This window comes from Burkholderia sp. MSMB1072 (genome assembly GCF_001524725.1).
Lineage (GTDB): Bacteria > Pseudomonadota > Gammaproteobacteria > Burkholderiales > Burkholderiaceae > Burkholderia.
This window is the reverse complement of the sequence record NZ_LOYC01000009.1, coordinates 517,544-538,290: the sequence shown is the minus strand read 5'-3', so window position 1 is coordinate 538,290 and position 20,747 is coordinate 517,544. Positions and strand designations below refer to the sequence as shown.

Below are 20,747 nucleotides of genomic sequence, written 5' to 3'. Positions count from 1 at the left end.
CCGGGGCGGGCAGCGAATTCATTATGGAAGGCACGCGGGTGCGGGACGCTAAAAAAACAGTGCTGGCCGGATGAAATTTCGTTTAGAAAGCGGCGGAGCCTCGACGGGCGATGGCGCGGCGCATTTTCTAAAAGATTTCTAAAAAAAGATTCATGCGCGGATCACGAATCTTCAGGCGGCAGACGTGTACCGAGATCGATAATGGGATCACGTAACCGCGGCAAGGACCACAGAAATGGCACAACCGTTGAGCATCAAGATGATCGAAGAGCACGGCAAGCTCGTCGTGTTGATGTCGATCGAGCGGGGCGCGGCAGTGCTCGATCCGGAAGACGTGGACGCAGTCATCCAGTACTTGAGCCTGTTGCGCGCGTCGATGCGGCCCGCGGTGCCGGAACGTCCGCCGCACGCGCAGCAATTCGTGACGGAGATGGATCCTTGCTGGTATGCCGAGCGCCATCCGCTGGAGGGCGGCGCGGTGCTGTTGCTGCGTCATAGCGGGCTCGGCTGGGCAGGCTTCGCACTACCGCCGCGCAGCCTCGAGCGGTTGCATGGTTCGCTGACGCAGTTGCTCGAGGACGAGCAGCAAGCGATTAGCCTGCCTCACTGAATGTGCGTCGTGAACGCGCGGGCATTCGGCGCCGTCGCCACGGACCGGTTCGGCAGCAGCCCGTGCGTGAACGCCGCCGTCCGGCGCGGGCGCGCACCACGCACTATCCGCGCCCGACGAACGGCATCGCGGTCGCCATGATCGTCATGTTGAGGATGTTCGCGTCGAGCGGCAGATTCGCCATCTGGACGACCGCATTCGCGACATGCGCGACGTCCATCCGCGCCTCGGGCGCCACGCTGCCGTCCGCTTGCGGGACGCCTTGCGTCATCCGTTCGGTGAGCGCGGTGGCCGCGTTGCCGATGTCGATCTGGCCGCACGCGATGTTGTACCGGCGGCCGTCCAGCGCGAGCGACTTCGTGATCCCGGTGACCGCGTGCTTGGTGGCCGTGTACGCGATCGTATCGGGGCGCGGCGCGTGTGCCGAGATCGAGCCGTTGTTGATGATTCGGCCGCCCTGCGGCGTCTGCGTTTTCATCAGCCGCCACGCGGCCCGCGCACACAGAAAGACGCCGGTCAGGTTCGTCGCGACGACGCTGTTCCACACGTCGAGTTCGTATTCGTCGAGGGAAACGACCGGGGCGTTGCGGCCGGCGTTGTTGAACAGCACATCGAGCCGGCCGAACCGTTGCGCGACCTGCGCGAACGCGTGATCGACCGAGGCTTCGTCGGTGACGTCGACGGGAAACACGTCGGCGTCGCCGCCGCCGGCGCGGATGGCGTCCTGCGTGTCGCGCAGCGACGCCTCCGTGCGTCCGAGCAGCGCGACGGTGAAGCCGGCCCGGGCGAGCGCGATGGCCGCGGCGCGACCGATGCCGGAGCCGGCGCCCGTGACGGCGGCGAATTTCTTCGAGTCAGACATGGCGGGATACCCTGCGGGTTGAGTGACGGGAGAGGTGGCCGGTCGATGCCGTCGCCACTTCGGCACTGTAGTCGAAATGCGCGATGCCCGGATTCGGGCGACATCGTGAAACGTGCTCGACGAGACGGCGGCGGCGACCATTTCTTCCGCCCGGGCGCGGCTTTCCTGCCGCGCCCGCCGGCCGTCACTTCACGCACTCCAGCGCATACTTCAACCCCTGCCCGAGCAATCCGCGCCAGACGTCCCACGTATGCCCGCCGTCGACGATGCGCAGCTCGGCCGGGTTTTGCGCACGGCGCAGATGCGTGTACAGCACGCTCGATTCCGCCTGGATCGTGAGGTCGTCGTCGCCGGCCGCGATGAACATCGGCACACGCCAGTTGCGCGCGAAATAGCCGCGCAGCAGCGCCGGATAGTTCAGCTCGTGCCACACGCGCGAATCGAACTGCCGGTCGCCGAACACGCCGACGTAGCGCGCGGCGGAATTGAGCGGCGGCTCGTTCGCATAGATCGCAGGGCTCAGCAGCATCGCGCCGCAGAACAGGCCCGGCTCGAGCAGCGAGAAGCGCAGCGCGCCGAAGCCGCCCATCGACACGCCGCCGATCGCGCGGCCCGCGCGCTGGTTCGACACCGCGAAGTGCGCTTCGACTTCGGGCAGCAGGTCGTTGAGGAACGCGCTCTGCATTTTCTCCTTGCGGTCGACGTACCAGTCGGTGCCGCCCTGCGGCATCACGATCACGACGGGCGGGATGTCGTGGCGCTCGATCAGCGTGTCGGCGGTCGCCTGCAGCCGGCCCTGCGTGATCCAGTCGTTCGCGTTGCCCGCGTTGCCGTGCAGCAGGTACATCACCGGGTAGCGGGCGCCTTCCGCGTTGTAGCCGGGCGGCAGGTAGACGGTGTACGACCAGTCGCGCTTCAGCGACGCCGAGCGGAACGTGCGCAGCACGACGCTGCTGCCCGGATTGACGGACGGCTCCGGCGCGGAGGACGGCGTCGTCGCGGTCTGGACGGCCGGCGGCGCGGTCGATACGGCCGCAGCAGGCGCCGCCGGCGGCGCGGCATGGGCGGTGGCGATGGCGCCGGCGAGCTGGGCGATGGCGAACGGAAGGGCGAGTCGGCGCATGGCGAATCGTTTCAGGAGAGGCGCCGGCTATCGTAGCAGCGGCGCATGACGGCGCGGCGCGTCATTGCCGCGAACGGAACGACAGCCGCGCGACGAGCGGCCCGTAGAGCTTGGCGACGAGATACAGCAGGCCCATCGCGACGGCGTCGGCGGTCAGGCCCAGCGGCACGTCGAGATAGCCTTCGGTCGCCTGGTAGAGCAGCGAATCGACCGCGAGCGAGATGCCGGTGCCCGCGACGAAGCACAGCAGCCCCTGCCGGCCGATCGTGCCGATCCAAGGCATCGCGTGCGCGACCTTCTTCATCCAGCCGAGGTGCACGAGCTTGGCGGCGAGCCACGCGATCGCGAGGAAGTTCACGAGCCGCAGCACGCCGAGGTTCTGCTTGATCGACGGATCGGTGGGGAACGGCTCGATGCGCAGCCGGTAGTACGCGCCGGCCGCGACGATCGCGAGCGACGCGGCCGTCAGCAGCCAGCCTTGCGGCCGGGGCGAGAGCGTCTGGTAGACGGGCTGGCAGCGTGCGATCACGCCGAGCACGAACAGGAATTGCCACGCGAACGGATTGAAATCCCACGGCGCGCCTTCGACGGTCGGCAGGAAGCGCGCGACGTGCGGCGCCGCGTACCACAGCGATCCGCTGAACGCGAGCATCAGCCATGGCTGCGTGCGCGCGAGCGGCAGCGCGAGCGGGACGAGCAGCGCGAAGAACGCGTACATCGGCAGCACCGACGCAAGATACGGCTGGCGGCGGAACAGCAGGATGTCGCGCAGCGCGGCGAGCGGCTTGTGCAGCAGCCCGTCGAGATCGTTGGTCGGCATGTTCGGGCCGTCGATCGCGAACGCATTCAGCACGGCCGTGATCAGCAGCATCAGGCCGGCCGTCACGAGGAACGCGCGGTAGATCTCGAATGCACGCCGGATGAAACGCTGGCGCGCGGCGGCCTCGTCGTGCCGCTCGGCGAGCGAGTTGTACGCAATGGCAGTTGCAAAGCCGCCGAGGAACACGAATACCTCGGCCGCATCGCACAGCGCGTACGCGTGCAGCGTGACGCGCGACAGAATGCTGCCGCCGATGTGGTCGACGACGATGACGAGCAGCACGAGGCCGCGGAAGAAATCGAGCTCGGCGTAGCGGCCGGCGCGGGCCGGCGCGGTCATCGGCGCGCCTTCCGGCGCGGGCCGCGGGCACGGCCGGCGCGCGCCGCGCATGAATCGGGGTGAAGCATGACTTCGTGAAGAAATGACGAACGGATGCGCATTGTGCCACCGATGCGACGCCCATCGGGTTTACGCGGATGGCCTGCCTGTCTGCCGCTGCCGATAAGCCCGGTCAGGCTATCCGCGCAACGGGGCAGTTGGACGAGCGCAACGCTTTGCGCGCGACGACCCGCACCCGATGGACGGCAGGTTTGCGTCGTGACACCATTTTGTCCTCACGCGGCCGCACACCGCGTCGTCCGCCCTGCGGGCCACCCATACACAGACCAAACATTCGCCGGGCGTTCGGCCTGCCCGGCCCTCGGCTCCGGAGATCCGTCATGAGGAAGCACGTCATTTTTGCCGCCGCGCTCGCTGCATTCGCCGCGCCGGCCTTTGCCGAGAGCAGCGTGACGCTGTACGGCGTGATCGACGAAGGCTTCAATTACACGAACAACGTCAACGTCAATGGGGTCGGAAAGACGAATTACCAGCTCGCGAGCGGCTATGCGCAGGGCAGCCGGTGGGGCCTGAAGGGCAGCGAGGATCTCGGCGGCGGGCTGAAGGCGATCTTCACGCTGGAAAACGGGTTCGACGTGAACAACGGCCGGCTCGGCCAGGGCGGCCGCATGTTCGGCCGTCAGGCGTTCGTCGGGCTTTCCGAGTCGCGCTTCGGCACGCTGACGCTCGGCCGCCAGTACGATTCCGTCGTCGACTATCTCGCGCCGCTGACCGCGAACGGCAACTGGGGCGGCACGCTGTTCTCGCACCCGTTCGACAACGACAACACGGACAACTCGTTCCGCGTCAACAACACGGTCAAGTACGCGAGCCCCGACTGGAACGGCCTGACGTTCGGCGGCACGTACAGCTTCAGCAACGGCACCGGTTTCTCGAACAACCGCCAGTACAGCATCGGCGCGCAGTATTCGCTGGCCGGGCTGCAGGTCGCGGCCGCGTACCTGCAGGCGAACAACCCGGGCGTCGGCAGCGCGGGCGCGATCGCGGCCGACGACGCGAACTTCGTCGCCGATCGGCTGCGCATCTTCGGCGGCGGCGTCAACTACACGTTCGGCCCGGCCACGGTCGGCATCGTCTATACGAAGACCGACGTGAAGAATCCCGTGTCGACGGTCTACCTGCCGGCGTCGACGTTCGCCGGCCTCGGGCTGACCGCGACCAAGTTCCAGAACTTCGAGATCAACGGCAAGTACCAGCTCACGTCCGATTTCTACCTCGGCGCGCAGTACGTGTACACGGACGGCAAATACGATGCCGCGGCCGGCTCGTTCAAGCCGAAGTACCACACGGTCGGCCTGATGGCTGACTACAGCCTGTCGAAGCGCACCGACGTGTACCTGCAGGGCGCGTGGCAGAAGGTGGGCGGCGACAAGACGGGCACGGCGGCCGACGGCGGCTATGTCGTCGGGACCGACGGCCCGTCGGCGTCGTCGAACCAGTTCTCGGTGCGCGCCGCGATCCGCCACAAGTTCTGACCGGGCGGCGGCGCCGGGGCCGGGGCGAAGGGGCAGCCCCGGCACGGCCGCCGTCAATCCGCGCGGCCGCCGAGCGTTTCCGCGAGCCAGTCGACGAAGATCCGCACGCGCGGCGCGAGATGCCGGCCGTACGGAAACACTACCGACACGGGCAGCGGCCCGGCATTCCATTCCGGCAGCACCTCGACCAGCGAACCGTCGGCGAGCAGCGGCGCGAGCCCGTCGCGCGGCGCCTGGATCAGCCCGAGGCCCGCGACGCAGCACGCGAGATACGCCTGCGAGCTGTTGACCGACACGACGCTGCGCATCTTCACCGTGTGCATCTCGCCCGAATCCATGTCCGCATATTCCCAGTCCAGCTCGCGGCCCGTCCGGGTCGAGAAATAGCCGACCGCAACGTGGTCCGGCAGCTCGTCCGGCGAGCGCGGCGTGCCGTGGCGCGCGAGATAGGCGGGCGACGCGCAGTTGATCTGGGCCATCTCGCCGACGCGCCGCGCGACGAGCGACGTGTCGGACAGCACGCCGACGCGCACCGCGCAGTCGATGCCGTCCGCGACGAGATCGACGAAGCGATCGGTCGTGCTGATCGCGACGCGCAGATCGGGGTAGCGCGCGTGAAAATCCGGCAGCGCCGGAATCACCCGGTTCAGCGCGAAACGTTCGGGCAGGTCGACGCGGATCACGCCGCGCGGCGACGCGCCGGCATCCTCGAACAGCGTTTCCGCATCGTCGAGATCGGCCAGCAACTGCACGCAGCGCTCGTAATAGGTCGCGCCCTCGGCGGTCAGCGCGACGCGCCGCGTCGTGCGTTGCAACAGGCGGATCTTCAGGTGCTTTTCCAGATACTGGACGGCGTTGCTGACCGTCGGGCGCGGCAGTTGGAGTTGCTCGGCCGCTTTCGTGAAGCTGCCGAGATGGGCGACGCGCGCGAAGATGCGCATTGCTTGCAGATGGTCCATGCGGGCGAGGGCCTCGGCGGGAAAGGGAAAGGCTCCATTGTTAATCAGCGTCGAATGGTTTGGTGGAGCGTTTCGCGTTTATCGCGCGGCGTCGCGCGTCCAGAATCCGTTTCATCCACTCACCATTCGAAGGAAACGGACATGGACATGCGTCAACTGGGCCGCACCGGCCCGCAGGTATCGGCGATCGGGCTCGGCTGCATGGGGATGTCGGATTTGTACGGGCCGGCCGATCGCGACGAAAGCATCGCGACGCTGCACGCGGCGCTCGACCACGGGATCACGCTGCTCGATACCGGCGACTTCTACGGCATGGGCGACAACGAGATGCTGATCCGCGACGCGTTGCGCGGCCGTGTGCGCGATCAGGTGCGGCTCAGCGTGAAATTCGGCGCACTGCGCGATCCGGCCGGCGGGTTTGCCGGCTACGACGCGCGGCCCGCGGCGATCCGGAACTTCGTCGCGTACTCGCTGAAGCGGCTCGGCACCGACTACCTCGACATCTACCGCCCGGCACGCGTCGATCCGGCCGTGCCGATCGAGGAGACGGTGGGCGCGATCGCCGATCTCGTGAAGGCCGGGTACGTGCGTCATATCGGCCTGTCGGAGGCCGGCGCGGACACGATCCGCCGCGCGGCCGCCGTCGCGCCGATCGCCGATCTGCAGATCGAATACTCGTTGCTGTCGCGCGGGATCGAGGCCGAGATTCTGCCCGTATGCCGCGAGCTCGGCATCGGCGTGACGGCCTATGGCGTGCTGTCGCGCGGGCTGCTGGGCGGGCGCTGGAGCGCGGCGCGGCAGGGCGAGCGCGATTTCCGCGCGGCAAGCCCGCGCTTCCAGGGCGAGAACCTCGCGCACAACCTCGCGCTCGTCGATGCGCTGCGCGCGATCGCCGACGAGAAGGGCAGCAATCCGGCGCAGATCGCAATCGCATGGGCGCTGTCGCGCGGTGCCGACATCGTGCCGCTGGTCGGCGCGCGCAAGCGCACGCAACTGCAGGACGGTTTGCTGGCGACAGAATTGCAACTAACGGTCAATGATCTGACTCGCATCGAAGCGGCGGTTCCCGCCGGGGCGGCTGCCGGCGAGCGCTATCCGGCCGCTCAGATGGCGCACCTCGACAGCGAGCAGGGCCGGGGGTGAATCTCGGGGCCGGATCGACCGGCCCGAAAAAACCGTCCGACGGGGGCGAGCCAGCCTCAGGCAAAACCAGATGGCGGGCGGCATGACGGGCAGGCACCATCGGCGCCGTACTCACCGGACGGAATGCCTGCCATGCAAACTCATACGCTGACGATCGTCGTGCTGGTTTTCCTGCTGGCCGGCGCGGTCAAGGGCATGATCGGACTCGGGCTGCCGACGATCGCGATGGGGCTGCTGACGCTCGCGATGCCGCCGTCGGCCGCGGCGAGCCTGCTGCTCGTGCCGTCGTTCGTCACCAACGTATGGCAGTTGGGGCTCGGCCCGTCGTTCGGCGCGTTGCTGCGCCGGCTGTGGCCGCTGCTCGCGGGCCTGACGGTCGGCACGCTGGCGGGCGGGCTGCCGGCGCTCGCGGCCGGCAGCACGTGGACGCATGCGGCGCTCGGCGTGGTCCTCGTGCTTTACGGGCTGTGGGGGCTGGCGGCTGCGCGGTTGCCTGCGCCGGGCCGTCACGAAAAATGGCTGTCAGCCGTGGTCGGCTACCTGACGGGCGTCGTGACGGCCGCGACCGGCGTGTTCGTCGTACCGGCCGTGCCGTACCTGCAGGCGCTGCGGCTGTCGAAGGACGATCTGATTCAGGCGCTCGGGCTGTCGTTCACCGCGTCGACGATCGTGCTCGGCCTGCAGTTGCGCATGACGGGCGCACTGCAGACGGTCGATCTCGGCGCGTCGGCGCTCGCGCTCGTGCCCGCCCTGGCTGGAATGGCCGGCGGGCAATACGCGCGGCGCGTGATGAGCGAGAAGACGTTCAAGCGCTGCTTCTTCGGCGGGCTGATTGCGCTCGGCGCGTATATGGCGGGGTCGGGCTGGTGGTGAGCGCGCGTGCGGCCGCCGAATGATCCCGAAGCCGGTTTCGGCAACCGGCTTCGGGATCGCGGTCGCGCCGCTTACGCCGGATCGGCGTACCTCAGCGTCCATCCGACCGTGCGGGTCGCGCCCGCGCCGAGTGCGAACGGCTTCGTCGTGCAGGCGAAGTTCGAATGCAACTGCCCGATCGGCGTCGTCGACAGCGGATTCGTCGTGCCGTTTGCGGTGTCGAAGGCGGACAGCGCGCAGTTGTCGAACCCGGATGCCGCATAGCCGGTCGCGGCGCTGTTCGCGTACGTCACCGACACGCCGTCCCCGTTGGCCCGCGTCGACGCGAAATCCGCGAACGACGTGAAGTCCGTTTCGACCGCGAGGGTGCCCGCGAGCGTGCCCGAACTGAGCGTATCGCTGCGCGAGACCATGCCATGCGCGAACGTCAGCACCGTGTGCACCTGCAGGTCGAGATCCGTCGTGTAAGCGGCGTTCTTCGACGCAAGGCGGAACTTCGTCGTATCGAAGGACACGATCACCTGGCCGTTGCTTTGCTGCACGTTCAGGTTCTTGTAGTACGTGACGGGGATGTAGGTCTTCGCGTTGTACGTCACCTGCGGGAGCAGCAGCGCATAGCCGAGGTCGGTCGTGCCGTAGATCAGCTTGTCGGAGAACGGCACCGGGTAATACGGCGTATACGAGTTGTAGTCGGGCGCCTGGCTGAGGTTCAGGTTGATCACGCGCCGGCCGTCGCGCACGGTGAGCAGCGCGGCGCTGTACGGATGCGCGGCGTCGCCCGGCTGGTTGTACCAGGTGAGCGTGTAGTGCGGCAGCGCGTCGAGCCACGCGCGGTAGTCCGCGTCGGCCATCGGCGCCTGACCGCCGAAGCCGAGCTTGTTCCACCACGCGTTCACGTACAGGTACTGGTGCAGCAGGCTGAAGTTCTCGCCCATCACGCGCGGCTTGCCGCGATACGCGTCGGTGCCGCGGCCCTTGACCCACATGTTGACCGATGGCGTCGGCAGCGACGGGTCGTACCAGTACGTGTCGAAACGACGCGCGGCCTGGTAGATGAATGCATACGCAACCTGTTTCTCGCGATCGGTCAGCACGCCGGCATTGGCCGCGGCCGTCAGTACCTCCATGAACGCGGAATCGCCGTACGGGCCGATCGAGCGGCCGTAGTTGAAGCCCTGGCCGTCGGCGTTCAGCTGCGGCAGGATCAGGTCGACCGACTTGCGCAGATAACCCTTCAGTTCCGGCGTGAGATTCGCTTCGTTGCCCATTTCGAACGTGCGCTCGACCACTTCGCCGATCAGCAACGTGCTGTAGCGGTCGAAGCGCGCCTGATCGTAGTAGGTCGTGTGCGTGTTCGATGCTTCGTCGGAGAAGCCACCCGACGAGTCGTTGCGGATGTGGTTCGTCAGCGTGTACAGCAGCGCGTCGCGCGCGCTCATCGTCGCGACCGCCGGATCGGTCTTCGACGCGAACGACGGGCTGCTCCAGCCGAGCTTCTGGCGCAGTCCGGCGATTCCGTAGGACACCGCATAGTAGTTCTGCGCGGTGTTGAGCGACGCGATGTCGATCGGCGTGCCGGCGGCCGGGCACGTCGTGGTCTTGCCGCTCGCGTCGGGGCCGAACATGTCGCAGAAGGTGAGGCGCTGCTGCAGCGTCGCGAGCATCGCATCGCTGAAGACTTCGTTGAGCATCCCGTGCGCCTTCAGGTTGTTCAGCGCGACGAGGTAGTAGTACTCGCCCCACGACGTGTTCGCATACGTGTAGTTGCTGCCCGACTGCGCCATCATCGCGGTCGTGATCGTCTGGTACGTCGCGAGGTAGCTCGCGTATTGCGGGTCGTTCTTCGACTTCATGTCGATCAGGATGTACGACAGGCCGAGCGCGAGCTTGCCGGGCAGGAATTTGTCGCCGGTATTCGTGTCGAGCACGTGGACGGGCGTGCCGTCGCCGAGATCCATCACGACCTGCGTGAAGTCGGGCGATTTCCGGATCAGATCGAACAGCGCACGCATCTGCCCCATCATCGTGAGCGGAACGTTCGTGCCGGCCGGCACGCTGGTGTCGGGCGCGCCATAGACGAGCGCCTGCAGCGAGTTCGATGCGAGCGCGGGCGGGGTGGACGGCGGGGACGACGGCGGGGGCGACGGCGGCGTATCGGTCACGTCGTTGCCGCCGCACGCGCTGACGAGCACGACGGAAAGGGCGCTGAGCGCGGCGCCGAGCGCGAATCTGCTGCGCTGATACATGGTGTCTCCGGTTTTGAATAGTGGTGAAGGACGGGCACGTGTGGCCGATGCCGCGCTCGATGCCCGTACCTGGCTTCCGCCTTGCAACCCTGATCCCTGAAGACGGACGGCCTGAATCACAAATCGAGCGGGCAAGCGTTTCCCCTGCGCGGGCCGAGACCGGCGTCGCACTTCGATATTGGAAAACGTTTTCCAAATTTAGGCATCGATCGGCGTGATGTCAATGAACTTTCTCGTCGGAGACGCCGGTAGAAACCCGAATGGCGGGAGCGGAGGAGGCGGAATGGAATCGGGATTACACGAAATCGTCGGGATTTTTCTTGATGATCTCGTGTTCACCGCGCGCGATGAACCGGCTTGGAAGCGGCGGAAGCGCGCATCGCATGGCAAGGGGTTCTCGATGAATGACGAGGGAAAACGTTATCCATAAGAATCGAAATGCATTGAGCCGCCGCTGCCCACCGGCCGCCGCGGGCGACGCCCCCGCTTCGACGACGTTCAAAGCTGCTTTTCGATCGCCGCCTTGTCGATCACCGACCACACCTGGCGGATCTTGCCTTCGTGAAACTCGTAGAACACGTTTTCGGCGAACGTGACCTTGCGGCCGTCGACGGCGAGCCCCATGAACGTCCCTTTCGGCGAACACGCGAAGCGCAGGCGGCACGCGACGTGCGGCGGGTCGCACGCGAGCAACCGGATCTCGAAACGGAGATCGGGGATGTCGCGGAAATCCTGTTCCAGCATCGCGCGGTAACCGGCGAGGCCGAGCGGCCGGTCGTTGTGGATCACGTCGCCGGACACGTACTCGCCGAGCGTCGCCCAGTCCTGCCGGTTCAGGCAGTCGATATACGCGCGATAACGGGTTGCGAGATCGATATCGGTCATGGCGATGTCTCCGTATGTCGATGGGGCGAGTCGAGTGCGGCGCGCGTCACCGCGGCGGCGCGTCGCCCGACAAAAACGCGACGAACTCGCGCGTGTACTTCGGCAGTGCGTCGAACGACCGCGCGCAGAGCGTCAGTTTCCGATGGCTCCACGGATCGGACAGTTCGACGAGCCGCACGTCCATCGTCTGCATCGCGCGCTCGGCCGCGTGCCGCGACACGATGCCGATGCCCACGCCGCTCGCGATCACGCGGCAGATCGCGTCGAAGCTCTTCAACTGCACGCGATAGCGGATCCGTTTGCCGAGCGCGCGCGCCTGGTCGGCCAGATGCACTTGCAGCGCGCTGCCGTCGGTGAGGCCGATGAAGTCTTCGCCGGCGATGTCGTCGAACGCGACCTTGTCGCGCGACGCGAGCGGATGCGCGGCCGGCGCGACGACGATCAGCCAGTCTTCGCGGAACGGCTTCTGTTCGAGTCCGCCGAGCCCGACCGAATCGGCGACGATGCCGACCTCGGCCGTCTTGTTGCGGATCGCATGCACGATCTCCTGGCTCGAGCGCTCCTCGACGCTGATCGACAGTTTCGGGTGGTGCGGCAGGTACTTGGCCAGTGCGTCCGGCAGGTATTCGCTCAGCGACGCGGTGTTGCACAGCAGCCGGATATGGCCGCGCAGCCCCTGGCCGTATTGCTGCAGCTCCCCGCGCATGTGATCGATCTGCTGCAGCACGGTGCGTGCGTGATGTTCGAGCGCGCGGCCCGCATCGGTCGCCTGCGCGCCCGACTTGGTCCGGTGCAGCAGCGGCACGCCGAGTTCGTCCTCCATCCCGCGAATGCGTTCGCTCGCCGCCTGCAGCGTGATGTGCGTTCGTTCGGCGCCGCTCGTGATCGTGCCGGCTTCGCAGATATTGAGGAAAAGCCGCAGGTCGGTCAGGTCGAAGCGCATGATGGGCGAAGCGATGGGTGAGAGTGGTCGATAAGTTAGCAGGAACCGCCGCGCCGGTCTCAGGGGCCGCCTGAGACCCGGTTCGCCGCTTCCGCATTTTCGGGGCGCGATCGATGGCCGATGATGGACGCACATCCATCGGGGGAGCCTGTCATGCAGACCGATTCGTCCTGGGGCGTGTCGTTCAAGATCGCGTTGCACCTGCTGTTCCTGTGCATCGGCATCGCATGGGCGTGTGCCGAATTCGTCGCATGGTTGCGGTGAATGTCGTGCTCATGCCTATTGAAACATTCCAGTCATAGTTTTTAACAACGAAAATTCTTCCGTTTTTCAGCGAAAAGACCATCAAGTTTTTCCGGATCGGACCGTATTACCGGTAGCGAATGCCGGCCGGCATCCGGTCCGTGATCGTTTGTCATCATTGTTTGCATCCGGTTACACGTCGGCCGTTCCGTTTTTGAGATGCTTGAAAGATTGTCAAACCGGAGTCGGATCGTCCATGAAAACGCGCGAGATTCACCGCAAGGCGGCGTGGCTGTCGGGCCTGGCCGCTGTGCTCGTCATGGCCGGTTGTGCAAGTAACCCGTCCGTTCCGCCGAGCGACACGCTGGCGGGGCAGCCTTCCGATTCGAGCCCGCCTGCCGCGCCGTCGGCCGTCACGATGCCGCCTGCGCCGATTCTCGTCGCGCAAAAGTACGTCGTGAAACGCGGCGACACGCTGACGGGCATCGCATCCGCGAACGGTTGCAGCGTGGCCGACTTGCGCACATGGAACAAGCTGACCGCCAACGGCAGGCTGCGTATGGGGCAGGTGCTGCGCATCGTCAGGCAGCAGCCGCTGCCGCCCGCGCGCGCGGCGGACACGCAGGCCGTGGCGGGCAATGGGGCGGTGGGTAACCAGGCCGCCGCGCAGGCCAATTCGCAAGCCGCCGCGTCGACCGCGAGCGATCGCGAGGTCGTCAAGGAAACCAGGCGTCATGCAGGCCGCGTCGCGCTCAAGTGGCCCGCAACGGGCAAGATCGTCGAAGGGTTCCGGCCCGGGCAGAACCGCGGCATTCAGATCGCCGGCCGACCGGGCGACCCGGTTCGCGCCGCAGCCGACGGCCGCGTGATGTATGCGGGCACCGGCCTGAACGATTACGGCAGCCTGATCATCGTCCAGCACAACGCCGATTTCCTGACTGCCTATGCGCACAACCGCAAGTTGCTCGTGAAGACCGGCGACATCGTGCATCAGGGCGATGCGATCGCCGAGATGGGCGATCTCGACAATTCGCGCGTCGCGCTGCTGTTCGAGGTGCGACGCGACGGCAAGCCGGTGAATCCGATGCCGTATCTGCCTTCGTTGCAAGGGTGAAGCGCGGCCGTTTCGCTGGAACGCGACGGCGGTCGCTGCTACGCTAGGGTCTGTTCATTCGAATCCCGCCTTCGCGCGGGGCCGACGGGCGTCTTTCGGGGATGCGCGGCGAATGCCGTCGCGGGCCGGCCGTCGGCGTGAGCGGTCGCGCGTCGCCGAGGCGCGGCCGCGTTGCTTCGAGCCACCGTTTCCGACAGAACAGATCGCATTCATGGAATACTCTCCGACACGCCGCTCGCTGTTGCTCGCCGCCGTTGCCGCGCCGTTCGTTGCCGCATGCACGTCCGCGCCGGTCGCCGACCAGGGGCGCGCCCACACCGCACAAGCCGAACTCGCCGCGCTCGAAAAAGCATCGAACGGGCGGCTCGGCGTCGCCGCGCTCGATACGTCGAACGGCGTGCGCATCGCGCACCATGCGCGCGAGCGCTTCCCACTGTGCGGCACGTATGCGGTCATGGCGGCCGCCGCGATGCTCGCGCGCGGTTCGCTCGACGCATCGCTGCTGCCGCGCCGCATCCTGTACCGCCGCTATGAAATCGTGTCCGGCTCGCCGATTACGGAAAGCCACGTCGACACCGGCATGACGATCGCGCAGCTGTGCGCGGCGATGCTGCAGTCGAGCGACAAGGGCGCGGGCAACCTGCTGATGGGCGTGCTCGGCGGCCCGCAGGCCGTCACGGCGTTCGCGCGCGAAAGCGGCGACACCACCTTCCGCCTCGATCACTGGGAACCCGAACTGAACAAGGCGACGCCCGGCGACGAGCGCGACACGTCGACGCCGGTCGCAATGGTCGACACGCTGCAGCGGTTGCTGCTCGGCGACGCGCTGCGCGAGCCGCAGCGCGCGCAACTGACGGAATGGATGGTCGGCGGCGCACGCGGGGCGACCGGCATCGCGGCGGGCGTGCCGCCCGGCTGGCGCGTTGCCGACAAGGCCGGCACCGGCGGCTTCGGTACGACGACGGACATCGCGGTGCTGTGGCCGCCGTCGCGCGCACCGATCGTGATGGCCGTGTCGTTCACGCAGCCGGAGGCCGCCGCCGCCGCGCGCGCGGATGTCGTCGCAGCGGCGGCGCGCATCGCGGCAGGCGCGCTGACCGCGACGGCCTGAGCATCCAGCATCTCGCGCAATGCCGGCGTTTGGCTTATCGTGTCGAACAGCGCGCGCCGGCGTCGGCGCGCGGCCCTTCCGCGCCGTTTTCCTCGCCGTTTCCTGTTTTCCGTTCGCCATGCGCCGACTTCCGCCCCTGCACGCGCTGCAGATCTTCTCGACGGTGGCCCGCCACCGCAGCTTCACGCGTGCGGCCGAACAGTTGTGTCTCACTCAGGGCGCCGTGAGCCGGCAGATCCAGACGCTCGAGGCGCATTACGGTTTTCCGCTGTTCAAGCGGCATGCGAAGGGCCTCACGCTGACGGCCGAGGGCGAGCAGTTGTTGCCGGTGGTCGACGAGAGCTTCGCGCGCATCGAGGACATCTCGATGAAGCTCACGCGGCAGCGCACCGATCTCGCGCTGAAGGTGCCGACCTGCGTGATCCGCTGGATGCTGCCGCGCATCATGCGCTTCCAGGGCGAGCATCCCGATCTCCACGTGCAGATCACGACCGCGTGGCAGCACATCGTCGATTTTTCGAGCGAGCCGTTCGATGCGGCAATCGTCTACGGGACGTCGCCGGGCCCGGGCGTCGTCGCGCTGCCGCTGTTCGACGAACGGCTGACACCCGTATGCGCGCCCGAACTGCGGCAGGCGTCGCCGCTCGACGCAACCGGCGATCTCGCGCGCCATACGCTGCTGCATCCGACGCGCGACCATCGCGACTGGCGCGCATGGCTCGATCATGCGGGCGAGCGTCGTGTGGATCCCGCGCGCGGGCCGACGTTCGACACGCTCGATCTCGCGACGAACGCGGCGATGCAGGGCTTCGGCGTCGCGATCGGCGACGTGACGCTCGTCGACGACGACGTCAGCGCGCGCCGGCTCGAACGGCCGTTCGACATCGTGCTCGAAACGGGCGCACGCTACTTCTTCGTCTACCCCGAGAACCTCGGCAGCCAGCAGAAGATCCGCGCGTTCAGCGACTGGATCGCCTGCCATCGCGATTGACCGGCGATCGCACACGTCCGACCGCGGCGCGAAACCGCTCGATGCCGCACCGGCGCCGGGCGTTACTGATACGTGACGACCGCGATCATCGGCGCGTGGTCGTTGCCCGGACGGTTCGGTAAAACGATTGCGCGAGAAGCCTGGGTAAAGGTCGTGGTCTTCACGGCCTGCATGCTCGCCGCATCGACGAACGCGATCTGACCGGTCGCGGGGCGCGGGCAGTCGGCGCGCACGTGCGCGGGCGCGGTGCCGGCCGCGTCGAGCGCGAACGAGCAGGGCGGCTCGACGATCATGCCGGTGAAGTAGATGATGCCGGACGTGCCGGCGGCAAATGAAGACGACGTGGCCAGAAGCGAGGCAGCCAGGGCGAACGAGGCGGCGAACAGGCGATGCTTCATGACAGGCTCCAGAGAGGAAGCGCGTCGCAGCGGGGCCGCTCGAATGGCAGTCCGTCAACGCTGCGGTGCTGTATGCGTAAACGGCAACTTCATCGAACCTCTTGAGTGAAAATCCGGAAATAGCGGGAATACGCAAACGACCGCGTATTCCTCCAATCAATTTATCTCAAATTTGTGAGAGCGCAAGGCAGGGTATTGCCGGTGGTGGCAGGGCGCAGGAAGACCGCCGTTGGGTGCTTGGTTTTACCGATGCATCGGTGCGGAGCCAACGAAGCGACAGTCACGTGTGTCGTTCGCCAAAAAAGAAAAAGCCGCTACTTTCCAGCGGCGGCTTGTCGAGGCGGAGGCGGGTGCACGCGGGGGTACGCCGCCGATGGCGGCCATCGCGAAAGTAGTCGGAGTGCTGCCCCGCCACGATGATCAGCCGCGCCTTGGTGACGTTCACCATCGAGAGTGTCGTCAAGTCGGGCGGCCAGACGTCAAGCATTATCCCGCGCGGCCTTCAGGATATACAGATCGGCCGCATGTCTCTATTGGTAACTCATCGTAAAGGTCGCCCTGCCGTTTGCGGTTCCCGCTTTGACATCCGATGCCGTCTGGACATAGCGCGCTTTCAACGGAATCGTCACGTCGACGTTGCCGAATTCACCGACAAACCATTGATTCGGATTACCGGCTTGCGACGAATCCGGGCCGTAGCTGATCAACTTGTCGTTGTCGCCGTGCAATACCTGAATACTTACCCCTGAAGCGGTGGAGTCGGGACCGAGAGACAACATGTTGGAGACATTGGCCGGATTGCTCGCATCGGTCAACGTGGTGTACATCCGGGTAGTCGAACCTGAAGTGCCTCCCGAGCACCGCAACTGGATGTTGAACGGTCTGGCGCTCGTAGTCGTACCGACGCCGGTCAGCGTTTTTGTCATCACTTTACCCATCGATACTGCGATCGAAGGCGTCGTAACCTTGCACGTCGGTACCAGTGGTTGGATGTTCAACGAGCCATTAATAAAGACGCGGCGAACCACCAGGTTCTGATCGACCAGCGTAGTCCTTCCGATTTCACCGGTCATTGAGCCTGCGGCGGTGATAGGGCCTGTTTTGACCAATTCGATAGTGATTTCCGATGCTGGAACGTAGTCATTTTCCTTGACGTTCCAGTAACCTTTTTGCGGCCACCAATCGTTGACGTTGATGCCTCCTCGAATGCGAACGCCCACACCGGAAATACCGGTTTCGTAAGTGCTGTACTTACCCACCGGGCCTGTTCCGGTGTAAGTTCCCGTGCCCAGTACATCAGAACAACGCACGATTCCCCCCAGCCCCGACCCGCCTCCGACACCCCGAAAGAGCACCGTTCCGACTGGAACGGTGGGGTCGAACGGCGGGGGATTCCAGGCGGGAAGGACCACTCTCAGATACGGGACCACAGCTCCGTCCGTTTGGCGTATCGTGCATTCTGCCCACGCTGTGGACGACCCGGATGCAATCAACGCAATAAAGAAAGAAAGAAATTTTTTTTGGTTTCTTGTTTTTTTGTGATCATTAAAGAGATAAATTGGGCGTTTTTTATTGATTTTGTATTTTCTGGCCTCAATTGCAAATCTAAAATGTATTTTTGAAATTAAGAGTGCTGGATCGGGGCGCGCGAGAGCGAGAAATTTCAACATGGTTTTCTCCAATAATGGCGATGGCATCGTCGGTAAAGTATTGCGATGCTTGCTCCATGCACGCACGGCAAGGAGCGTTGCGCTCGGCCGCTTGTCATGCGCGTCATGGAGTCGGGTTATTCGAACAGGGAATCGCTGACTCGATCGCATGAAGTCAATTCTCGAGCCAATACGCTGCTGCTTTACTGTTGGGTGCATGGGAAGCGTGCAACGCTTCAGCCGCGCAGGTCCCTTCCACCTGCAGCAAGTCTCGTGACTTGCGACCCTTCTCGCGCACAGGCAGTGCGTAGGCGATGCTACAAATCGAAGAAGCGTCTTCGCCCCATTTGACGGTCAGCTCGCCCTGGTCCTGCAATCCGCGCGCGAAGATCTTGCTTGCCTGGCCAACTGAGCCGATCGGGGTGCCATGCTCGTCCAGCACCTGTGCGCCGAACGGCAACGGCGTGCCGTCGGATCGCGCCGCGCGAATCAGTGCCGAGCGGCCCGATACCGTTGCAAACTTCAGCAGCGCCACGGACCCGGCACGTGGTGCAATCTGCTGGCTGCTCACCTGAAGCTCGACGTCGGTCGACAAGCCCTTCGGATCGATTTCGACGGTGTTCATGCTGTACGGCGTAAGGTAGGGCACCACCGCATACCCGCTGCCGTTCACGCGCACGCCCGACGCATTGAGCACGCGGGCACCTTCGGCATCTGGCGCCTCGATGATGCCGATCGTGTCCGACAGCGGCTGCGACAACGTCACGCCGCCCGGATGCGCGACCATCGCGCCGCGAATGCCGATCGACCCTTGCGAATAGCCGGTACCGGTGCCGACGGTGCCGCTGAACTCGGCATACGGGCTGCGATACAGCATGTTTACGCTGCCACCGGTGGTCGAACTGCCCATCCCGCCGGACGCATGATTCGCGGTGATGCCGTAGGACAGGTTGTTGTCGGTACCAATCGAGCCCGACAGCATGGTTTGCGCCTGCGTGCGGCCGCCGGTCTCATGGGTGACATTCCCGGTTACCGTCATCGGGTTCGCCTTGCCCAGCGGAATCGTGACGCTCGCGTAGTACAGCGTGTTCGCCGTCCCAATGGCATTGCGCTGACGATTGGCCGAAATGCTGTAACCGACGTTCCGGAACGTGTTGTTGTAGCCGATGCTGTAATTGACATCCGATCCGCTGCGGTTCCAGTAATTGACGGTGGACGCCGTCAGGTTCAATTGCCCCCAACGATCGCCGAGCCGCTGGCTCATGGTGACCGACGCACGGCTGCGCTGGCGCCACACGTTTTCGATCGACAGGTTTTGCGCGGCGAAATCGCGCGCGCGCATGGCGTCGTTCAGCCCGAGGAAGCCGCCGGTCGAGTAACGGTACGCGGCGATCGCGACGTTGGTGCCGGTCTGCGCGATATCCTTCATGTAGCTCAAGCGGAAGCTGGCGCCGCTGAGGCGGCCTCGCCCGTGCAGCGCGGTGCTTGCCTGCGTGACGTCGGCGCCGATTGCGCCGAGCGGCGTATTGAACGCGCCGCCGACCATCGCCGATACATAGCCCGCCGACACCGTGACGCCGCCATAGCCGGTCAGCAGATTCGTCAAGCCGCGTTGCCATGTGCCTTGCGCGAACAGCGGATGAGACGAAAGCTGCGTGTCGCGCAGCGCGCCGACGACGAAGCTGTAGCGGCTGACGCCCGGGCGCAGCGACAACGGCACGGCCGCATACGCGACCGAGAACGAATGCGTGCTGCCGTCCGCCTCCTGGACGGAAACGTCCAGGTCGCCGCCATAGCCTGTCGCGTACAGGTCGTTGATCTCGAACGCGCCGGGCGCGACACTGGTTTCATAGATGACCATGCCGTTCTGGCGAATCGTGACCTTCGCGTTGCTGTTCGCGACGCCGCGCACGGTCGGTGCGTACCCGCGCAGCGAGTCGGGCAGCATGCGGTCGTCGGTCGCCACGCGCACGCCGCGAAACGCGGTGGAGTCGAACAGCTCCCCGGTGGTGTAGGCCTCGCCGAGCGTCAATTGCGAGGCGAGCGACGACAGGTCGCGCTGCACGTAGGTGTTGATGTCCTGATACTGACGGTTGCCGCGCGAGTCGAACATGAACGACCCGTCGTGGCGGAAGTGCCAGTTCCCCAGGTTCACGCCGCCGTTTACGCCGAGATAGCCCTGCGTCTGCGTGCCGCCGCCCTGGCCGCTGTTGTGGGTGCCGTACAGATTGAAGTTGTAGCCCAGCATCGCCGCGTTGATACCCGAATCCCACAGCTCGGGGCTCACGTAGCCGCGCGCGTTGCGGGCGAGCGAAACCTGCGGAATGCTCAGGTCGAGACGCTGCTCGCCGAAATCGAAGCGGCTCGTCGCTCCGTCGACCAGTTCGTCGATCGGCAAGCACGCGCCATCGCCCGAGATCCTGGCCAGCAGTTCCGGAGTCAGCTTCTTCCAGGCGACGCCGACGCGCTCGAGCAGCTTCGCGTCGAAACAGGCTTGCGCGTCCACGTTCGTCTCGACGGCCTTGAACGGCACGTCGCCTCGGGCGACGCGGTTCTGATTGACGTAGATGTCGACGCTGTACGTGCCGGGCAAGACGGTATTGCCCTTTTCGAAGCGGGATACGTCCACGCTTTGACTGCCGCCCTGCGGGAAGAAATGCTGATCGAATTCGACCTGAGCCAGCTTCGTCGGTCGAGTGGGCGCGTCGTTGGCCTGCGCGTCCAGCTGGTACGCGGCGAACGTCGACAGCAGGAGCGCGCACAGCGGTTTGATGCGAGGCGCAGTGCTGCAGGCAGCGTGGTTCGACCGTTTCGAAATCATGCATGACACTCCGAGGCGCCCGTCGATATGTGTCGGGGCAAAAATCAGGGCGAAGGGATGCCGCCAGAGGCTTTATCGGCCT

General features: G+C 65.7%; 19 protein-coding genes. 7 read left to right on the top strand and 12 right to left on the bottom strand.

All coding sequences use genetic code 11. The annotated features are described in order from the left end of the window. Positions 1-235 precede the first annotated feature (235 nt). Positions 236-610, top strand: coding sequence for a hypothetical protein (locus WS89_RS04420; protein WP_059500290.1), 375 nt, complete (start codon positions 236-238; stop codon positions 608-610). 103 nt (positions 611-713) lie between these two features. Here WS89_RS04420 and WS89_RS04415 read toward each other — a convergent pair whose 3' ends face one another. The 3 genes from WS89_RS04415 to WS89_RS04405 all read right to left on the bottom strand — a co-directional run bounded on the left by WS89_RS04415 (position 714) and on the right by WS89_RS04405 (position 3,754). Then, positions 714-1,472, bottom strand: coding sequence for an SDR family oxidoreductase (locus WS89_RS04415; RefSeq protein ID WP_059789623.1), 759 nt, complete (start codon positions 1,470-1,472; stop codon positions 714-716). 184 nt (positions 1,473-1,656) lie between these two features. Then, positions 1,657-2,595 (bottom strand): alpha/beta hydrolase, encoded by a 939-nt coding sequence (locus tag WS89_RS04410; protein ID WP_059789622.1) that lies wholly within the window; start codon positions 2,593-2,595, stop codon positions 1,657-1,659. Between the two features lie 61 nt (positions 2,596-2,656). Beyond that, a complete protein-coding gene (locus WS89_RS04405) occupies positions 2,657-3,754 on the bottom strand; it encodes an OpgC domain-containing protein (RefSeq protein WP_059500368.1) in 1,098 nt (365 codons plus the stop codon). A 380-nt stretch (positions 3,755-4,134) separates the two neighbouring features. Here WS89_RS04405 and WS89_RS04400 point away from each other — a divergent pair, with 380 nt between their 5' ends. Continuing rightward, positions 4,135-5,289 (top strand): porin, encoded by a 1,155-nt coding sequence (locus tag WS89_RS04400; protein WP_059500293.1) that lies wholly within the window; start codon positions 4,135-4,137, stop codon positions 5,287-5,289. Between the two features lie 53 nt (positions 5,290-5,342). On the opposite strand, the gene WS89_RS04395 is transcribed toward WS89_RS04400, so the two are convergent. Further along, positions 5,343-6,248 (bottom strand): LysR family transcriptional regulator, encoded by a 906-nt coding sequence (locus WS89_RS04395; protein ID WP_059500294.1) that lies wholly within the window; start codon positions 6,246-6,248, stop codon positions 5,343-5,345. Between the two features lie 141 nt (positions 6,249-6,389). Between WS89_RS04395 and WS89_RS04390 the strand changes: the two genes are divergently transcribed. Both WS89_RS04390 and WS89_RS04385 read left to right on the top strand, forming a co-directional pair. Continuing rightward, the gene (locus tag WS89_RS04390; RefSeq protein WP_059789621.1) at positions 6,390-7,391 is read left to right on the top strand and encodes an aldo/keto reductase; all 1,002 of its coding nucleotides are present in this window, start codon (positions 6,390-6,392) and stop codon (positions 7,389-7,391) included. 132 nt (positions 7,392-7,523) lie between these two features. Continuing rightward, on the top strand, positions 7,524-8,264 hold the full coding sequence (locus WS89_RS04385) for a sulfite exporter TauE/SafE family protein (protein ID WP_059789620.1): 741 nt from the start codon (positions 7,524-7,526) through the stop codon (positions 8,262-8,264). Between the two features lie 71 nt (positions 8,265-8,335). Here the strand turns inward: WS89_RS04385 and WS89_RS04380 are convergent, their stop codons facing one another. The 4 genes from WS89_RS04380 to WS89_RS04370 all read right to left on the bottom strand — a co-directional run bounded on the left by WS89_RS04380 (position 8,336) and on the right by WS89_RS04370 (position 12,338). Beyond that, entirely contained in the window at positions 8,336-10,510 is a 2,175-nt protein-coding gene (locus WS89_RS04380) for a hypothetical protein (protein ID WP_059789619.1), read from the bottom strand. A 295-nt stretch (positions 10,511-10,805) separates the two neighbouring features. Then, positions 10,806-11,012, bottom strand: a complete 207-nt coding sequence (locus WS89_RS33595; RefSeq protein ID WP_156440512.1) for a hypothetical protein — start codon at positions 11,010-11,012, stop codon at positions 10,806-10,808. Continuing rightward, on the bottom strand, positions 11,009-11,395 hold the full coding sequence (locus WS89_RS04375; RefSeq protein WP_059789618.1) for an ester cyclase: 387 nt from the start codon (positions 11,393-11,395) through the stop codon (positions 11,009-11,011). Before WS89_RS04375 ends, WS89_RS33595 begins: the two co-directional genes overlap by 4 nt. 46 nt (positions 11,396-11,441) lie before the next feature. Continuing rightward, complete coding sequence (locus WS89_RS04370) at positions 11,442-12,338, bottom strand: LysR family transcriptional regulator (RefSeq protein ID WP_059789617.1); 897 nt, start codon at positions 12,336-12,338, stop codon at positions 11,442-11,444. Positions 12,339-12,837: 499 nt separating this feature from the next. On the opposite strand from WS89_RS04370, the gene WS89_RS04365 reads away from it, so the two are divergent. From WS89_RS04365 to WS89_RS04355, 3 genes are all read left to right on the top strand, one after another. Further along, a complete protein-coding gene (locus tag WS89_RS04365; protein ID WP_059789616.1) occupies positions 12,838-13,695 on the top strand; it encodes a peptidoglycan DD-metalloendopeptidase family protein in 858 nt (285 codons plus the stop codon). 211 nt (positions 13,696-13,906) lie between these two features. Continuing rightward, the gene (gene bla / locus WS89_RS04360) at positions 13,907-14,806 is read left to right on the top strand and encodes a class A beta-lactamase (RefSeq protein ID WP_059789615.1); all 900 of its coding nucleotides are present in this window, start codon (positions 13,907-13,909) and stop codon (positions 14,804-14,806) included. A gap of 118 nt (positions 14,807-14,924) precedes the next feature. After that, positions 14,925-15,797, top strand: a complete 873-nt coding sequence (locus WS89_RS04355; protein ID WP_059789614.1) for a LysR substrate-binding domain-containing protein — start codon at positions 14,925-14,927, stop codon at positions 15,795-15,797. A 62-nt stretch (positions 15,798-15,859) separates the two neighbouring features. Here WS89_RS04355 and WS89_RS04350 read toward each other — a convergent pair whose 3' ends face one another. From WS89_RS04350 to WS89_RS04335, 4 genes are all read right to left on the bottom strand, one after another. After that, positions 15,860-16,195 carry a hypothetical protein gene (locus WS89_RS04350; RefSeq protein ID WP_059789613.1) on the bottom strand — a complete coding sequence of 112 codons (336 nt, stop codon included), beginning with the start codon at positions 16,193-16,195 and terminating at the stop codon, positions 15,860-15,862. 280 nt (positions 16,196-16,475) lie between these two features. After that, a complete protein-coding gene (locus WS89_RS04345; protein WP_156440511.1) occupies positions 16,476-16,643 on the bottom strand; it encodes a hypothetical protein in 168 nt (55 codons plus the stop codon). Positions 16,644-16,725: 82 nt separating this feature from the next. Continuing rightward, on the bottom strand, positions 16,726-17,865 hold the full coding sequence (locus tag WS89_RS31785; protein ID WP_082741780.1) for a fimbrial protein: 1,140 nt from the start codon (positions 17,863-17,865) through the stop codon (positions 16,726-16,728). Between the two features lie 154 nt (positions 17,866-18,019). Then, on the bottom strand, positions 18,020-20,665 hold the full coding sequence (locus tag WS89_RS04335) for a fimbria/pilus outer membrane usher protein (RefSeq protein WP_059789610.1): 2,646 nt from the start codon (positions 20,663-20,665) through the stop codon (positions 18,020-18,022). Between the last annotated feature and the right edge of the window lie 82 nt (positions 20,666-20,747).

Coding starts and splice junctions, on each gene's coding strand:
- WS89_RS04420 (WP_059500290.1), top strand. CDS start 236: ATGGCACAACCGTTGAGCATCAAGATGATCGAAGAGCACGGCAAGCTC.
- WS89_RS04415 (WP_059789623.1), bottom strand. CDS start 1,472: ATGTCTGACTCGAAGAAATTCGCCGCCGTCACGGGCGCCGGCTCCGGC.
- WS89_RS04410 (WP_059789622.1), bottom strand. CDS start 2,595: ATGCGCCGACTCGCCCTTCCGTTCGCCATCGCCCAGCTCGCCGGCGCC.
- WS89_RS04405 (WP_059500368.1), bottom strand. CDS start 3,754: ATGACCGCGCCGGCCCGCGCCGGCCGCTACGCCGAGCTCGATTTCTTC.
- WS89_RS04400 (WP_059500293.1), top strand. CDS start 4,135: ATGAGGAAGCACGTCATTTTTGCCGCCGCGCTCGCTGCATTCGCCGCG.
- WS89_RS04395 (WP_059500294.1), bottom strand. CDS start 6,248: ATGGACCATCTGCAAGCAATGCGCATCTTCGCGCGCGTCGCCCATCTC.
- WS89_RS04390 (WP_059789621.1), top strand. CDS start 6,390: ATGGACATGCGTCAACTGGGCCGCACCGGCCCGCAGGTATCGGCGATC.
- WS89_RS04385 (WP_059789620.1), top strand. CDS start 7,524: ATGCAAACTCATACGCTGACGATCGTCGTGCTGGTTTTCCTGCTGGCC.
- WS89_RS04380 (WP_059789619.1), bottom strand. CDS start 10,510: ATGTATCAGCGCAGCAGATTCGCGCTCGGCGCCGCGCTCAGCGCCCTT.
- WS89_RS04375 (WP_059789618.1), bottom strand. CDS start 11,395: ATGACCGATATCGATCTCGCAACCCGTTATCGCGCGTATATCGACTGC.
- WS89_RS04370 (WP_059789617.1), bottom strand. CDS start 12,338: ATGCGCTTCGACCTGACCGACCTGCGGCTTTTCCTCAATATCTGCGAA.
- WS89_RS04365 (WP_059789616.1), top strand. CDS start 12,838: ATGAAAACGCGCGAGATTCACCGCAAGGCGGCGTGGCTGTCGGGCCTG.
- bla (WP_059789615.1), top strand. CDS start 13,907: ATGGAATACTCTCCGACACGCCGCTCGCTGTTGCTCGCCGCCGTTGCC.
- WS89_RS04355 (WP_059789614.1), top strand. CDS start 14,925: ATGCGCCGACTTCCGCCCCTGCACGCGCTGCAGATCTTCTCGACGGTG.
- WS89_RS04350 (WP_059789613.1), bottom strand. CDS start 16,195: ATGAAGCATCGCCTGTTCGCCGCCTCGTTCGCCCTGGCTGCCTCGCTT.
- WS89_RS04345 (WP_156440511.1), bottom strand. CDS start 16,643: ATGGTGAACGTCACCAAGGCGCGGCTGATCATCGTGGCGGGGCAGCAC.
- WS89_RS31785 (WP_082741780.1), bottom strand. CDS start 17,865: ATGTTGAAATTTCTCGCTCTCGCGCGCCCCGATCCAGCACTCTTAATT.
- WS89_RS04335 (WP_059789610.1), bottom strand. CDS start 20,665: ATGATTTCGAAACGGTCGAACCACGCTGCCTGCAGCACTGCGCCTCGC.